A 15,316-nucleotide genomic window follows, 5' to 3' on the forward strand; every position below is an offset into this window, starting at 1 on the left:
CGACGTTTCACCCCTTATACGAACGGCTTCCCCTCGGATCGACATCCGGGACGCGACACTGCGAGATTTTCCTAGTCTCCGACGAACCCGAGCGCGGCCAGCAAATTCATCCTGACATGCGCGTCGTTCATGTCGAGCTCAAGGAGCTCGCCGATCGAACCGATATGCCGTCGCACGCTATTCCGGTGCAGCCCGCTTGCCTTAGCCGTTGCATCCCAATTGCCATTGGCTTCCAGCCAGGTTCTCAGCACGTCAAGCAACAGGCGACGGCGATCCGGGTCGACATCCTGCAACGGCGCGAACAGCCGACGCGCGAGCATGTCACCGGCCTGATCTCCCAGCAGCCCGCTAACCGACCAGGCAAGTCCATCCAGGCTCACGGACGATGTGTCGCTGCGGCGGCTCGCGCTGATCGCCGCCGCCCGTTGATGCGCCTCAGGCAGCTCGGCCGCCGGGACAGGCTCGCTGATGATAAGCCGCCAGCCCCGGGCCTCGGCTTCCGAGATAACGGCTCGGTCGACATCCAGCCGGGTCACGGCGACGAACCTCTCGTCGGTCATTGTGACAAGCTTCGAATCGAAAAGCCGCCGTAACTCCAGCAGTTCACTCGCCGTGGTTTCCGCGCCGCCGCATGGATTCTGCAGCCGGGGATGTCGCCACTCACCGTGCACCACCCTCGCCTTCGAGGCGAAGGCTGCTGAAATGCTCTTGGCGAACAGCCGCTCAGCACTGTCGCGCAGCAGCGGTTTCTGCGTCACGGTTCGTTGCGTGAGCGTTCGAAGCGGCTGTCCGGAATCCGCGCCGCGGATCAGGCAATCGGGCTCGAGTGTGAGCGCCGCCGCCAGCTGCCCTGGCGCGAGGGACCCGCTGATCCGCTGCCGGGCCCGCAGCTCGAGAAGGCCGATCGCGGCCGAGACCAGGTTGTTCTGCGCTGGGGACAGATTCGTGTCCGCGCCAATGATGAGAACACCCAATGTGGAGTCGTGCAGGCTGCGCAGGGGATAGCCGTACACAGTCCGCGCGCCGGGCGTATCGAAGAACTTCAGCTCGATCCTCGGGCCGCCGCCGCCCAGAATCGAGTCGAGGATCGGCTGGAGCTGTGCTTTGGTCAGAAAACCTTCGCCGGATGCCGCGCGCCGACGCCCGCTGGCATCGTAGACCCGTGCCCAGCAGGGAATTTCAGTTGTCAGCACGCTTAGCAAGCCATGTTCGGGGCGTGCGGTGAGAACCGCACGCATCATCCGCCGGTTCGCCTCGGCGAGCGCCCGAATTGCCCTGGCATTCTCCGACTCCAGCAGCCGGGAGAACGTGACGCCAAGAGCTACGAAGGGCAGATCAGCCGGGATCCGGAAAAGCGTCAAGCCGTGCTCTTTGCAGGCGCTGATCAGCTGCTCCGGCAGCTCATCGTGATACGGCGTGACCCCAAAGCCGAGCGCGCTGACATTCGCGCCGACCAGCCGCCGGACGTAGCGGTCCACCGTCGCTGGACCGGCTCCTCCTTCAAGGAATGGCATCCCGGCGGTCAGCACCACCTCGTCGTCAACCAGATAGGGCGCCGGATCCGCAAGTTCGCTGGGCTCGACCCAGCGCACAAAACGCGGGTCGCCGACCTCGTGCACGACGGAGATCCGATCGGCAAACTCGGCCAGGAACGCCTTTAGCGAGACCAGGCCAAGCGGGGTGGCAGGGTCGGCTCCGGCGAGGGCTTCGGTGTGCTGTTCGCTGGCCATTACGTCCTCCGCGGTAGTGCAGTTCAACCTGCAGGATAGTGCTTTGGGCCCAAATGCACACTCTCGCCAAGTCGAGCCGAGCCATACCGTGGTCTGCGGAGCAAAAGTCTTGCCGGAAGAATGGAAAGTCAATGACGACAGTAACGAAAACTGACCGGCCGGGAACGCATCCTTTGCTGCGCAGGAAGCCGATAGCGCAGATCAGCGAGGAAGCCGGAGGCGGATCCGACGGCGGGAAGCTGGTCCGAAGCCTCGGACTGTGGCACCTGACCATGATCAGCGTCGGAGCAACACTTGGCACCGGGATCTTCGTCATCCTGGGCACGGCAATCCCGGACGCGGGTCCGGCTGTCTGGATTTCATTTATCATCGCCGGAATCGCCGCGCTGCTTTCCGCGGTTTCGTACGCCGAACTCGCCAGCCTGGTTCCGGTTTCCGGCTCCAGCTATTCCTATACCTATGCCACCCTCGGCGAGGGAATGGCGTGGGTGTGCGGCTGGTGCCTCGTGCTCGAGTACGGCGTTTCCGTTGCGGCCGTCTCGTCCGGCGCCGGCGAGTACATCAACGAGGCGATCTCGACCTTTGGCCTCGAGCTGCCACACGCGATCACCGCGGCGCCGGGCGCAGACGGCGGCATCGTCGACCTCCCGGCGATGCTGCTCGTTGTGCTCGCGATGCTGCTGCTGGTTCGCGGCGTTAAGGAAAGCGCCCTGGTCAACACGGTGATGGTCGTAATCAAGATCGTCATTCTGATCTTTTTCTGTGTCGTCGCGTTCTCCGCCTTCAGCGCCGGGAACTTCCAGCCGCTGTTCCCGATGGGAGCTGCCGGAATGTCCGCCGCGGCATCCCGAGTCTTCTTCTCCTACATCGGCTTCGACGCGGCGTCGACCGCCGGCGAGGAGGCCAAGAACCCGCAACGCGACCTGCCGCGCGCCATCCTGCTGTCGATGGTCATCGTGACCTCGCTCTACGTGCTGGTGGCTATTGCGGCAGTAGGCGCAAGGGAATGGACCTGGTTCCAGGGGTCAGAGGCTGCCCTGGTCGAGATCGTCAGGGAGAGCATCCAGCAGCCGTGGGTCGCCGTCGTATTCTCAATCGGCGCCATCATCGCGATCGCGAGCGTCGTCCTGACCGTGTTGTACGGGCAGACCCGGATTCTGCTCACCATGTCGCGTGACGGTCTGGTACCAAAGGTTTTCGGGAAGCTCTCCGCCAAGACCGGCGCGCCCGTCCAGGGGACATTGATCCTCGGTATCGCCATCGCCGTGACCGCCGCCGTCATCCCGCTCGGTGAGCTTGCCGATGCCACCAGCATCGGCACCCTGTTTGCTTTCGCGCTGGTGAACATCGCCGTGATCTACCTGCGCCGGAAGCAGCCGGAGATCAAGCGTCAATACCGGGTGCCCTTCTTCCCGGTAACGCCGCTGCTCGGCGCGGCGATGTGCGTCTACCTGATGTTGAATCTGGGTGCCTCCACCTGGATCGTGTTCGGCCTCTGGATGCTCGTTGGCGTTGGGCTGTATTACGCCTACGGACGCCGACACTCCCGGGTGGCTGCGCTCAGCGATGAGGAGTACCGTGCCCTCACGGCGGTACCTCTCCAAACGCCTGCCCGATCGACCGCTGACCAGCGGCTGTAGCAACAACCGCCGGGCGGTTCGGCGTTCCATTGCCGGGCAGCCAGGCGCACCATAATTTGTACAGATCCACCAGCGACACCTAAGGACGATCATGACTTCGGCCACCGAGTTCTCCGAGCCGCATGCCGGCGAGCCGCCGATCACTATGTTGAACCCGGACTTCCCGTTCAGCTACGACAGCTACCTGGCGGATTCAGCTGGGCTGGGCAGCGTGCCGGAGTCGGCGCTCGGAACTCCGGTTGCGGTGGTCGGCGCGGGACTATCCGGGCTGGTGACTGCCTATGAGCTGATGAAGCTCGGGCTGCGCCCGGTGATCTATGAGGCCGACCAGATCGGCGGGCGACTGCGAACCGCGTCGTTCGCTGCGGCGCCGGATGTCGTCGCCGATCTGGGCGGGATGCGGTTTCCGGTGTCGGGCAAGGCCTTCTATCACTACGTCGACCTGCTCGGCCTGGAGACTGCTGCATTCCCGAACCCACTGGACGCAGCCACGCCGAGCACCGTGATCGAGCTGGCAGGTCAGTCGCATTTCGCCCGGACGCCGGCAGACCTGCCGGAGTTCTACCGGGAGGTGTCCGCGGCATGGAAGTCCGCGATCAATGATGAGGCCAAGTTCTCCGAAATGCAGGCGGCTATCCGCACGCGGGACACGGCCGAGATCAAGCGGATCTGGAATTCGCTGCTCGAGGACTTCGATGAGCAGACGTTCTATGGCTTCATCGCCCAGAGCAAGGCGTTCCGCGATGCCGGCTTCGCGCATCGCGAGGCCTTCGGCCAGGTCGGGTTCGGGACCGGAGGCTGGGACACCGATTTCCCCAACTCCATTCTGGAGATCCTCCGGGTGGTATACACGGACGCCGACGACAGCCACCGCCGGATCGTCGGCGGCGCGCAGCGGCTCCCGGAGGCTTTGTGGAATCACGAACCGGATGACCTCGTGCACTGGCCGAAGGGAACCTCGCTCGCCTCGCTGCACGGGAAGTCGCCGCGCGCAGCTGTGGCAAAGATCCGGCGGGACGAGAACGGCCAGCTGGAGATCACCGAAAAGTGGGGTCGGACCGAGAGCTTTCCGACCGCAGTCGTCACCTGCCAGTCCTGGTTGCTGTCCACCAGAATCGACACCGAGGAATCGCTGTTCGCCCCGGAAATGTGGACAGCGATCGAGCGGTCGCACTACATGCAGTCGTCGAAGACTTTCGTCATGGTCGACCGGCCGTTCTGGAAGGACATCGATCCGGCCACGGGCCGGCCGGTGATGAGTATGACGCTGACCGACCGGCTGAACCGGGCGACCTATCTGCTGGATGACGGCGACGACCGGCCGGCGGTAATCCTGTTGTCCTACACCTGGAATGATGATGCGCTGAAATGGTTGCCGCTCAGCGCGGACGAGCGCGTCGACCTGATGCTGCACTCGCTGAAGCAGATCTATCCCACGCTCGACATCCGCAGCCATATCATCGGCGACCCGATCACTGTCTCGTGGGAAGATGACCCCAACTTCATGGGTGCCTTCAAGGCGAACCTTCCCGGTCAGTACCGGTATCAGCAGCGGTTGTTCACGCACTTCGCTCAGCAGGGGATCGACGAGCAGCGGAAGGGTATTTTCCTGGCCGGCGACGATGTCTCGTTCACCGCGGGCTGGGCCGAGGGCGCCGTCACGACCGGACTCAACGCTGTGTGGGGCGTCATAGATTATCTTGGCGGCAGCAGCGCCGAGGGCAATCCCGGCCCGGGCGAGTTCATCGACGAGCTGGGGCCGATCAAGCTGCGTTGAGCGCGCGGGGCGGCTGCGTTGAGCGCGCGAGGCGGTCCGCTGCACAGCTGAGCGGTCCGCTTTCTTGGCGTTGGTGCGCCTTATTGTGACGACCTTGCCGAGGTAGTGGACCGTTTCGCCTCGTCCGCCGGCCAATGCGTCCGAGGCCTCGACGTCGAATGCGGTTCGTACTGGAATCCATGCTAGACAAGAGGTAACCAAAGGGGTTTTAGTGAATGCGCTCACTCTCGGCGTCGTGTCGCGGTCAAGTAAGAAAAACGAACGCCGATTGCCGATTCATCCGGCACATTTCGAGCGAATCGATCCCCGCCTCCGGAGCCGCATCTTCCTTGAAACCGGGTACGGAGAAGAGTACGGATTCTCTGACGAACAGCTCGCGCCGTACGTCGGCGGATTCCGTTCCCGCGCAGGCCTGATCGCGGAATGCGACGTCATCCTGCTGGGGAAGCCGCTCGCGGCCGATGTCGCGCAACTTCGTGAGGGCCAGGTGCTGTGGGGTTGGCCGCACTGCGTCCAGGACACCGAACTCACCCAGCACGCCATCGATCGCCGGCTGACGCTCATCGCCTTCGAGGCAATGAATCACTGGACCGCCGGCGGCTGGTTCAGCCTGCATGTCTTCCACAAGAACAATGAGCTCGCCGGCTACTGCTCGGTGCTTCACGCCATGCAGTTGACCGGATCGACCGGAGATTACGGCCGTCGGCTGCGTGCGGCGGTGATCGGTTTCGGCGCCACGGCCCGGGGTGCGGTTACCGCACTGAAGGCGCACGGCGTGCACGATGTCGATGTGCTCACGAACCGGGACGTCACGGCAGTCGGCTCCCCGATCCATTCCGCCCGGATGCTGCACTTCGATCATGACGACTCCGACCCGCGGCGCAGCGAGGTGCACCTGGAAGACGGTGAGGTGCCGTTGGCGGAATTCCTCGCCGATCACGACATCATCGTCAACTGCGTTCTGCAGGACACCAACGCACCGCTAACCTTCCTGGTCGATCACGACCTCGCCGCGATTTCGCCAGGCACATTGATCGTCGACGTCTCGTGCGACGAGGGGATGGGTTTCAGCTGGGCCAAGCCCACCTCGTTCGACGCGCCCATGTTCGATGTCGGCGACAAGGTGCACTACTACGGGGTGGACCACAGTCCGTCCTATCTGTGGAATTCCGCCACCTGGGAGAACAGTGAGGCGCTGCTGCCCTATCTCGAGACGGTGCTCGCCGGGCCGGCGGACTGGGACGCCAGCGAGACGATTCGCAAGGCGATCGAGATTCGGCAGGGTGTCATCCAGAACCCCAACATCCTGTCCTTTCAGCATCGTTCCGCCGAGTACCCGCACATCAGCTAGGCCTTGCCCGGTGCCGAGCGAAGCGGCCCGGTCCCGGTGCGAGCGAAAGGTGCCCGCGCCGAGCGAAAGGTGCCCGCCTTCTCGGCGTCCTAAAGTGACGCCAGCTTCGAAGGAGTGGACCGTTTCGGGCCGAGGAATAGCGCGATCGCCAGCGCGGTGATGACACACAGGGCCACGTTCGAGGTGATGGCAATGGTGATGCCCGACAGCACCCCGGTGGTCGTTTCGTCGCCGAGGGTGTGAATCCGGGCCGTCACGATGGCGGACATGATGGGGATTCCGAGCGTGATTCCTACCTGCTGGCTCATTGTGGCCAGCCCGGTGGCAAGTCCCTGTTCCTCGTCCGGAAGGCCGGAGGTGGTGGTAACCATGAATCCGACGATGGCCATCAGATTGCCAATCCCGCCGATGAAGGTTCCCGCGAGCAGGACAGCGATCCACTCCGGATTCGTGTCGAGAAAGATCAGTGGAGTCGTCGCGGCAGCCTGGACCAATAGTCCTAGCACGATCGTGCGCTTGGATCCGATTTTGCCCACGACTCGTGGACCCACCATGCCGCCCACTACAGTGCCGATGCCGAGGACAGCGAAAGCGAGACCGGCCGCAAATGGGGTGTAGCCAAGGACGGTCTGCAGGTAGAGCGTCAGCAGGAACACCAGTGATGTTTCCGTGGCGAACGCGAGCATCCCGGCAAGGTTGCCCCAGGCGATGCTGCGTCGCGCCAGGATCGTGACCGGCACCAAGGGCTTCGGTACCCTGCTTTCGATCTTCCAAAATGCAACGAGGAGCAGCACGCCGGCGAGTAGCGGGCCCCAGGCCTGGGGAGCGGCCCATGAGGATTCACCGGCGCTCGTCAAACCGTAGACGATCGCGACAAGTCCGAGTGTCACGGTCACCGCGCCGGGAACATCAAGCCGGGCCCGGGTATTAGTTGTGGATTCCCTGATTACGAATGGCGCGATCAGAAGCACGGCGACGGCGACTATGACGTTGATGTAGAACGCCCACCGCCAGCTCAGCAGATCGGTGAGAACGCCGCCGAGGATGGCGCCGGTGGTGAAGCCGGCAGCCATCAGAGCACCGTTCAGGCCAAGCACTTTTTCCCGTACCGGGCCCTCCGGGAAGGAGGTGGTAAGCAGCGACAGCGCGGCGGGAATGACGATTGCCGTGGCAACTCCCTGGGCAACCCTGGCGGTGATCAGCAGGATCGGTTCCTGAGCCAGTCCACCGAGGAGCGACGATCCGCCCAGCAGCGCTATTCCGGAAAGGAACAACCTTCGCCGGCCGTAGAGATCCGCGATCCGGCCGAAGAGCAGGGTGAAGCCGGCAGCGAACAAAGCAAACGAGGTAGCAATCCATTGCAGGTGGTCAAGCGAAAAGCCCACGTCGGCGCCAATCGCAGGAAGTGCGACGTTCAGAATCGAGAAATCGACCGCGAGGGTGAACCCGGCGGTCAGGAGAACGGCGACCATCAGACGCTGTCTGTTCGTCATCCGCGGCTGGCTGCCGGCCGGAAGTATCCGGCCGGTGTTCTGGTCAAGAGTCGACATGACATCCAATTCGATGGGGGTACTGCCCGAAGGTGACGGGCTTCAACTCAACTGTCGAGCTATTCGGTTCAAGCAGCCAGACCTCCAGGCTTCCTACCTTCGCCGTGCCTAGCACTGACAGGGATAGGCAGATGTCTGCCCGCTATCGGACAATGAGGATATGGACGACATTGCCGCCACGGCCGACCTCGGGACGTTTCTTCGCACTCGCCGAGCGAAACTGACCCCCGAGGACGTCGGCATCAGTTCTTATGGCTCCCGTCGGGTTCCCGGCCTCAGAAGGGAAGAACTGGCCCAGTTGGCAGGGGTATCTGCCACCTACTACACCCGACTCGAGCAGGGCCAATCGACAAACGCCTCTGAGGCCGTAATTGACTCACTCGCCCGGGCGCTCGGCCTGAATGCCGATGAACGCGCGCATCTGCACGACCTCGCCCGGCCGGTTCGCGCAAGGCGCAAGCGTCAGGCGCGTCCGGAGCGGGTGCGGGCTGGCACGATCGGCCTGCTGAATGCGATGAGTGATATTCCTGCGGTCGCGGTAGGCAGGCGAAATGAGGTTCTCGGCTGGAATGCGCTCGGGCATCTCTTGCTCGCCGGGCACCTCGACGTGGACGCCCCGGAACGGCCGACAGACCGGCCCAACCTGACCCGGATGCTGTTTCTCGACCCGCATACACGTGATCTGTACCGGAACTGGCGCGAGGAGGCCACGCTTGCCGTGGCGTCACTTCGCTTCGTGGCTGCCCAGTTCAAGGATGATCGCGGGCTGGCCGAGTTGATCGGCGAGCTGACGCTCAACAGTCCCGAGTTCGCGGCGCTGTGGGCAAAGCATCCCGTGCAGCGCTGTGTGAGCGGAGTCAAGGAGTTCCGCCATCCGGAGGTCGGCGATTTCGAGCTGAACTTCGAAGTGCTGCACCTGCCCGACGCGAACGGCCAGCGCATCATCGCGCATTCGGCTGAACCGAACTCGCGGGCTTCGGGGGCATTACAGCTGCTCCGGGTGCCGGCGACTGATCTTTCCCGGAGCGCCGCGGACACCGCTCGGCGATAACGCGCGGCCTGGGCAGAACCTCCGGCCGGGCCAGGGCGTCTGCGGGGGTGGCATACCTGGCTGGGGCAGAACGTCCGGCTGGGTAGCATGAATACGCGCTGACAATCGACATCGTCGTACGATTAGGACGCCAGAGCATACTGCGACCGAATCGGGGTTTACTATTACTGACCTTTCCACGAACCACGATGTTTACTATCTGCCTCCCGAGGACGCCGATACCGCCGCTTCCGTCAAAAATGCGACGGCGGCCAGCGCTGCCCGGCTTTTGCAGCGCCCGGATGTCGTGAAGTTCAAGGGTCGCCTTGCGCTGGTGAACCATGGACTGACTCCGCATCAGGCCATGGTCGAGGACCTGCTGTTCGTGCGGCGTGTTCTTGAGGCCGCCGAACTTGATTATCTGTTCGTGCGGGGCAACGACGAGCGGCCCGTCATTGCGGTCGATGTTTCCGATCGCCAGACTTTGCGGGAAGCGCTTGTTGCCGCGTGCGCGGAGGAGCCGTTCTACGCCAAACCGGTCGACGTGAAGAAGGGGAAGACCGAACTTCTGGCCGACGGGTCCCTGTCGTCGAACTCAAAAGCCCGGATCTTCAGGCTGTTCAGGCCGCGCGTCGTGCCGGAAAGCGGCTTGTTGTACGGCCCGTCGACCGGTGTGCAGATCGAGCTGTGGTCAATGCATGACAGTGAAGAGATCGTCCTCCCGATCGAGAACTCGATCACTCGCCGGACGATTCGCCGCGAAGACATCGTGCGCGGGAGTGTTGAACGGTTCGGGCTGACCTGGCCGGCAATCGAGAACATGTTTGCCGATCACGCTACCGACATCAACTTCGACATCGACATGGTTTTTTCCTGGGTCGACGGGTCGTCGATCGAATGGCAGAAGGCTCGCGCAGCGCGGATGGCCGGCACCGTGGTTGGCGAAGGAGACGAATCGGAGGCGCGTTATCGCCAGATCGACGAGCTGAAGTACGCGCTGCGTTCGGTCTACATGTTCGCGCCCTGGATCCGACGGATCTTCATTGCGGCGGATTCGCCTCGTCCGTCGTGGCTGGCCGATCACCCATCCGTGACTTTCGTGCGTAGCGAAGACTTTTTTGCTGATCCGTCCGTGCTGCCGACGCATAATTCTCAGGCGGTCGAGAGTCAGCTGCAACATATCCCGGGGCTGGCCGAGCACTTCCTGTACTCGAACGACGACATGTTCTTCGGCCGGCCGGTTGGCCCCGACACCTTCTTCTCGCCCGGAGGCGTGACCAAGTTCATTGAGGCGTCGGTTCGGATCGGCCTCGGCGACACGGAGTTGGGACGCAGTGGCTATGAGAACGCTGCGCGGGTTAACCGCCGGCTGCTTCAGGATCGCTTCGGGCGGACGACGACTCGGCACCTGGAACACGCTGCCGCGCCACTGCGGAAGAGTGTTCTGCTGGAAATGGAACAGGAGTTCGCGAAGGAGTTCAAGGAGACTTCGGCCAGCACGTTCCGGGCGGCGTCGAATATTTCGGTGACCAATTCGCTCTACCACTACTACGCCTTGATGACTGGGCGAGCGGTGGTGCAACAGCTGGCCAAGGTGCGGTATGTCGACACGACGCTGCGGTCCGGGATCCGGAAGATGGACTCGTTGCTGGCGAAGCGCTCGGTAGATTTCTTCTGCCTCAACGACGGCAGTTTTCCCGAGATCGATGCGGCGGAGCGCGCCGAGCTCGTGACAGATTTCCTGGAGCGATACTTCCCGATCAAAGCCCCCTGGGAAGTCGACGCAGACTAGGCGTTTTGCAGCCTCGGGGCTGGCGAGCGGACATCCGGCAGACTAGGCGTTTTGCAGCGTCGGCGCTGGCGGGCGGACATCCGGCAGGTTAGGCGTTTTGCAGCGCAGGAACCGGCGCGGCATCCTCAATCGTTACGCCTGCCAGCTCCAACCGGGCTGCAGTCGCCTCCGGCGAGAGCTGCTCGCCGACGGTCGCATAGCTACCCAGCGGAACCACCGAGTGCACGATCGTGTCCTCGTAGACGTGGACCAGGTTGAAGCCCTGAGCGCCGTCCTGGCCGCGCTGGCCTCCGGCCGGAATTGCGAGGTCCTGGGTGTAGCACGTTGCCGAGGCAACCGATACCGGGATATTGGCCACGGTCGCTGTAGTCGAATAGTGCAGGTGACCGGCCAGTATGGCGCGGATGTCGCTGCCCCGGATGACGTCGGCGAGACGCTTCTGCTCGCGCAACTCCACGAGGGCTGCAAGGTCGAGCACGCTGGGCACCGGCGGGTGATGCAGAGCGAGAATCGTGCCGTCGGGCGCCGGGGTCAGAAGTTCTTCCGCCAGCCACTGCAACTGGGTTTCGCTGATCTCGCCATGGTGGTAACCCGGCACGGTGGAATCGATCGTGATGATCCTGAGGCCGTTCAACCAGTAGGTATTGTCCACCGGCATTGGGGAAGCAGTCTGACCGAGCAACTCGGTGCGGAAGTTGCTCCGATCGTCGTGATTTCCCATCGCCCAGATGACCTGGGAGCCGAGGCGTTCGGCGACCGGTTCGACGATTGCACGGACCTTTGCGTAAGCATCCGCTTCGCCGCGGTCGGCGATGTCGCCGGTGAAGACCATAGCTTCGGGGCGGGCGTTGGAGGCTTCCAGCTGGTCGAAGATTTGCTGGAGTCGTCGTTCGCTGTCGACCGCTCCATACAGCGGTTGCGGTCCGCCGAGCAGGTGAGTGTCGCTGAGGTGCAAGATGAAATGGTTCGGGCGGGGGTGTTCGGCCGTCCGGGATATCATCGGTTCTCTTTTCGAATCGTGATGACTTTCGGTGCCTTGCGACGTTGCCCTGGCATGTTTCAACGCTATCAAACCATTACGAAGCGGCGGGCAAGTGAACGCAAGTCGGCGCGCCGGTAAAGACCGGTAGTATTTGCGCCACGTTGCACAGCGCATCTATGCAAGTCATTATTCCCGGACTTCCTCACGGAGGGGTTTCACACTTGCCGGCACGCCTGCTGCGGTCAGCTTCGGAAACTCACAGTTGAACTCGCCCCGGTAGCCGAAGAGGAAGCCGTAGCGCGGGTTCCTGACTTCGAGACGGATGGTGAAGACTTCACGTTCCGAATCGTAATTCTCATACAGGTCGGCCTTGCCGGTGAAGGCCGGCGGGAAGGTGAAGCCGGCTCTCCCTTCGTAGAATCGCTGCGCATCCGAAGTTAGGTGCAATGACCCATCTGCGAGGACCTCGAGATCTAGGTCCGTAGCAAGATGCTGATGGGTGCCCAGGTAGTCAATCACCTTGCCCGTTCGCTCGCCGTAGATCATCGTCGCGTCAAACCGGCGGAACTTGCCGGGACGGACCTCCAGGGTTCGGACGAAAGAAACCGTCTTGCGGCCGAAACTGTCAATGTAGGGATAGTTCTCGATGATGAACGGGATGTCGTCGCCCTGGTCCGGGAACAGCAGATTGCGAAATGCGCCCAACCGGAGGAACGGCACCGTCCACCAGGCTCCACGGCGGACCTGGGAGAACCTACCTCGGCCGATACAGGCATATCCCGCGTCGACATCGACTCCGAACCGGCGCTGCAACATCGGGTGTAGTCGCTGGAACTCCGGGCCAAGTGCTTTTTCGAAGATCGAGCTCATCGTTCGACGTGTGCCTTCCTAGGCTCGGAATATGACGGGATCGAAATCCCCGGGTCGGCGAGTGTGGCCAAGCCGTCGGGAGCGCGGCCTGATCTGGTGTCCGGTGGACGTCGAAGACAGCGACCGGCACGGGGGACTGCAGGCGGTGTCGGCAAGGTGAAGGCTGCGGTCATCGCCGTTACCCCGGCCGCTATTGGAAACACCCTTCGCCGACTTCGGAGCGCCGTTGAGATCAGGCCGATGCCGCTGGCCAGGAGAGCGGCGCGGGAAGTCGCATCGACGAGCCAGGCGGAACGGGCCTTGGCGGGGTCGATGCCGGATTCGGCCCAAAGTCGCAATCGATCAAAGCTCAGCGCAGTGGCCCAGCCAAGTGCCGGCCGGATGACACGGCTGTCGAGCAGCTTCCCGATGCGGCCCATCCCTGGCTCGTAGTTATAGCCGGTGAGGAATCTGACCCCGTCTGCGGTGGGAATGTATCGCCAATAACCGGCACCAGGGCCGATCGGGGAGAGCCAGTCATCGGTAGTGAACTTCAGCACCGAGGTTGCCTGCCCGTCGGCCCGCTGGTTGTTGCCGATGGATGTTCCGGTGCCCGAAATGGTGTGAAAGGGCAGCCTGAATGCATAACGAAATCGCAAGAGACCGCCGGTGCCGTTATTGCCAGGGTTGCCGCTGCCGCCGTTGCTACTAACGTCATCGACGCCAGCGTTGCTACTGTCGTCATCGCCAGCTGGTGTGCTGGCCTGCTCGATCGGAGTTATCGACGAGAAACGCAAGTCCCAGCGAGGATGGAGCTCTGTGTTCTGGCTGAGTTCGAAGATTCGGTCCTTGCTCGACCTGATCAGAATCTCGACATAGATCTGTTTGCGGGCGACGCGGTCACTGCGCTCGGGTGCTTCACGAGCGCGCTTCGGCCGGGAGCGATCAGGCCGGGTCTTCGGCCGGCAGCGGTCAGGCCGGGTGTTCATTCGACCCCTTCTCCTGGGTGACGACCCGGTACATCGTCTGGACCATTCCGCCGGCGAGCACCTCTGTGCGCTCGTGTTCGAGTTCGACGTCGTCCGGCAATGGCCCGAACAGGGTGATACCTTCACCTATCAGTACGGGGACCCTCGATAGGGTCAGCTCGTTAATCAGCCCGGCGTTGAGAAAACTGCGGACCGTGCGGCCGCCATCCACATAGACCCGTCGATACCCGGCAGCATTGAGTGCGGCTACCGCTTTATCGAACCCGGCATGCACGATAACTCTGGGATCGGCATCAGCCGACAGCGTGGCACTGATCACGTGCACAGGGCGATCCAGGTACGGCCAGGACTCCTCATCGGCGATGGCATCGTAGGTGCCCCGCCCCATCACTAGCGCGTCGACGCTTTCCATGAACGGGGTGAACCCGGCATCCCCTGCGACCGTGCCGCGTTCGATCAGCCAGGCCAGGTCCCCATCGAGCCGAGCGATGAATCCGTCGACGCTGAGGCCGAGGAACACGCAACCGTTGAATGTCGAAGCAGGTGTTGAAGTCATGGCAGAACCCTAGCAACGGGGTGTGACAGTCGTTTCGTGCCTCGCCCCGGCGGATCGGAGCTCCAGGCCTCAGCGGGACATTGACATTGGGTCTATCAAGAGCGAAGGAAACCGCCTAGCCAGCAGCATGCAGGGCGCCCAGTTCCCGTTCGACCGCCGCGAAACATGAGTCCAGTGCTCGACGCGGATCGAACGCGTACTGCCCGTCGCCGAAGAGCTCGAACGTAAGATATCCGTCGTACCCGATCGTCTCAAGGCCTGCGAGGTACTCGCGCAATGGCAGTTGGCCTTCGTCCCAAGCGAGGTGGCCGGTGGGTCGTCCGTCGATGAGATGTACATGACGAATCAGTGACCCAAGGTTCTCGTGGTAATCGGCAACCGTCTCACCTGCGGTCGCCATGGCGACCGTATCAAGCGCGCCACCGACGTTCGGGGCGCCGATATCCGCAATCATCCGGCGGAGGGTTTTGGAGTCGTTCACGAGGTTCGATTCGACCCGCTGAAGTGGTTCCAGGATGCATCCGACGCCAAGTTCCTGGGCTCGGCTTGCGATCTCGCTCAGCGCATCGACGGACCGCTGCCAGGCGGCATCCGTCCGCTCGTTTTCGAAGCCCCGCCCGGGTGTAAGAAACAGGTATGGCGCTTCGAGTTCTGCGCAAACTTCTGCCGCACGCAAGAACATGCCGATGCTTGAGCGGCGCATCCATTCGACGGGCGATGCGACGTTCACTGGGTAGGCTACTTGCTCGGGTGTGACGCAATAGGCATGCAAGCCCCTATCCGCCATCAAGTTACGGATGTGAAGCAAATCGTCGGCGGCAAGCTCCGGGATATGTAATTGCGGCGCAATGCCCCACAGTTCGAGCTGCTCACGGCCAAGGTCGGCCATGTCGTCGAGGAACGTCTCCAACGGCAGGTGCTGATAAGCGAAGTTCGAGCCGGCGATTTGGGCTGTAGAGAGGGTCACGTCGCGCCTTCCTGTCAGGCCGAGCTGGTTGCTGATGCCGGGGACAGGCCGCAGCTCTCGGGGACGGGGCGCAGATCCAGGCGGTGCCTGCGCCCGCGATCAC

12 protein-coding genes are annotated in these 15,316 nt (G+C 62.9%); 5 read left to right on the forward strand and 7 right to left on the reverse strand.

From position 1 onward, the window contains the following. Window positions 1-71: 71 nt before the first annotated feature. Entirely contained in the window at window positions 72-1,730 is a 1,659-nt protein-coding gene (locus LWF01_RS00935) for a PucR family transcriptional regulator (RefSeq protein WP_349639163.1), read from the reverse strand. A gap of 131 nt (window positions 1,731-1,861) precedes the next feature. Here LWF01_RS00935 and LWF01_RS00940 point away from each other — a divergent pair, with 131 nt between their 5' ends. The 3 genes from LWF01_RS00940 to LWF01_RS00950 all read left to right on the forward strand — a co-directional run bounded on the left by LWF01_RS00940 (window position 1,862) and on the right by LWF01_RS00950 (window position 6,498). Continuing rightward, on the forward strand, window positions 1,862-3,370 hold the full coding sequence (locus LWF01_RS00940) for an amino acid permease (RefSeq protein ID WP_349639164.1): 1,509 nt from the start codon (window positions 1,862-1,864) through the stop codon (window positions 3,368-3,370). 91 nt (window positions 3,371-3,461) lie between these two features. Further along, the gene (locus LWF01_RS00945; protein WP_349639165.1) at window positions 3,462-5,147 is read left to right on the forward strand and encodes a flavin monoamine oxidase family protein; all 1,686 of its coding nucleotides are present in this window, start codon (window positions 3,462-3,464) and stop codon (window positions 5,145-5,147) included. 211 nt (window positions 5,148-5,358) lie between these two features. Then, window positions 5,359-6,498 carry a N(5)-(carboxyethyl)ornithine synthase gene (locus LWF01_RS00950; protein ID WP_349639166.1) on the forward strand — a complete coding sequence of 380 codons (1,140 nt, stop codon included), beginning with the start codon at window positions 5,359-5,361 and terminating at the stop codon, window positions 6,496-6,498. 89 nt (window positions 6,499-6,587) lie between these two features. Here the strand turns inward: LWF01_RS00950 and LWF01_RS00955 are convergent, their stop codons facing one another. Next, window positions 6,588-8,048: an MFS transporter gene (locus LWF01_RS00955; protein WP_349639167.1), complete on the reverse strand. Its 1,461-nt coding sequence runs from the start codon at window positions 8,046-8,048 to the stop codon at window positions 6,588-6,590. Between the two features lie 160 nt (window positions 8,049-8,208). On the opposite strand from LWF01_RS00955, the gene LWF01_RS00960 reads away from it, so the two are divergent. Continuing rightward, window positions 8,209-9,099 (forward strand): helix-turn-helix transcriptional regulator, encoded by an 891-nt coding sequence (locus tag LWF01_RS00960; RefSeq protein ID WP_349639168.1) that lies wholly within the window; start codon window positions 8,209-8,211, stop codon window positions 9,097-9,099. A 343-nt stretch (window positions 9,100-9,442) separates the two neighbouring features. Next, window positions 9,443-10,870 carry a stealth family protein gene (locus LWF01_RS00965; RefSeq protein WP_432762034.1) on the forward strand — a complete coding sequence of 476 codons (1,428 nt, stop codon included), beginning with the start codon at window positions 9,443-9,445 and terminating at the stop codon, window positions 10,868-10,870. A gap of 88 nt (window positions 10,871-10,958) precedes the next feature. Here the strand turns inward: LWF01_RS00965 and LWF01_RS00970 are convergent, their stop codons facing one another. From LWF01_RS00970 to LWF01_RS00990, 5 genes are all read right to left on the reverse strand, one after another. Continuing rightward, window positions 10,959-11,870, reverse strand: coding sequence for a phosphodiesterase (locus tag LWF01_RS00970; RefSeq protein WP_349639170.1), 912 nt, complete (start codon window positions 11,868-11,870; stop codon window positions 10,959-10,961). A gap of 168 nt (window positions 11,871-12,038) precedes the next feature. Next, window positions 12,039-12,722, reverse strand: a complete 684-nt coding sequence (locus LWF01_RS00975; protein ID WP_349639171.1) for a DUF4166 domain-containing protein — start codon at window positions 12,720-12,722, stop codon at window positions 12,039-12,041. Next, a complete protein-coding gene (locus tag LWF01_RS00980; protein WP_349639172.1) occupies window positions 12,719-13,690 on the reverse strand; it encodes a hypothetical protein in 972 nt (323 codons plus the stop codon). Before LWF01_RS00980 ends, LWF01_RS00975 begins: the two co-directional genes overlap by 4 nt. Further along, window positions 13,674-14,246 carry a dihydrofolate reductase family protein gene (locus LWF01_RS00985; protein ID WP_349639173.1) on the reverse strand — a complete coding sequence of 191 codons (573 nt, stop codon included), beginning with the start codon at window positions 14,244-14,246 and terminating at the stop codon, window positions 13,674-13,676. Before LWF01_RS00985 ends, LWF01_RS00980 begins: the two co-directional genes overlap by 17 nt. A 115-nt stretch (window positions 14,247-14,361) precedes the next feature. Then, window positions 14,362-15,213, reverse strand: coding sequence for a sugar phosphate isomerase/epimerase family protein (locus LWF01_RS00990; protein ID WP_349639174.1), 852 nt, complete (start codon window positions 15,211-15,213; stop codon window positions 14,362-14,364). Window positions 15,214-15,316: the final 103 nt, after the last annotated feature.

This window comes from Saxibacter everestensis (assembly GCF_025787225.1).
Lineage (GTDB): Bacteria > Actinomycetota > Actinomycetes > Actinomycetales > Brevibacteriaceae > Saxibacter > Saxibacter everestensis.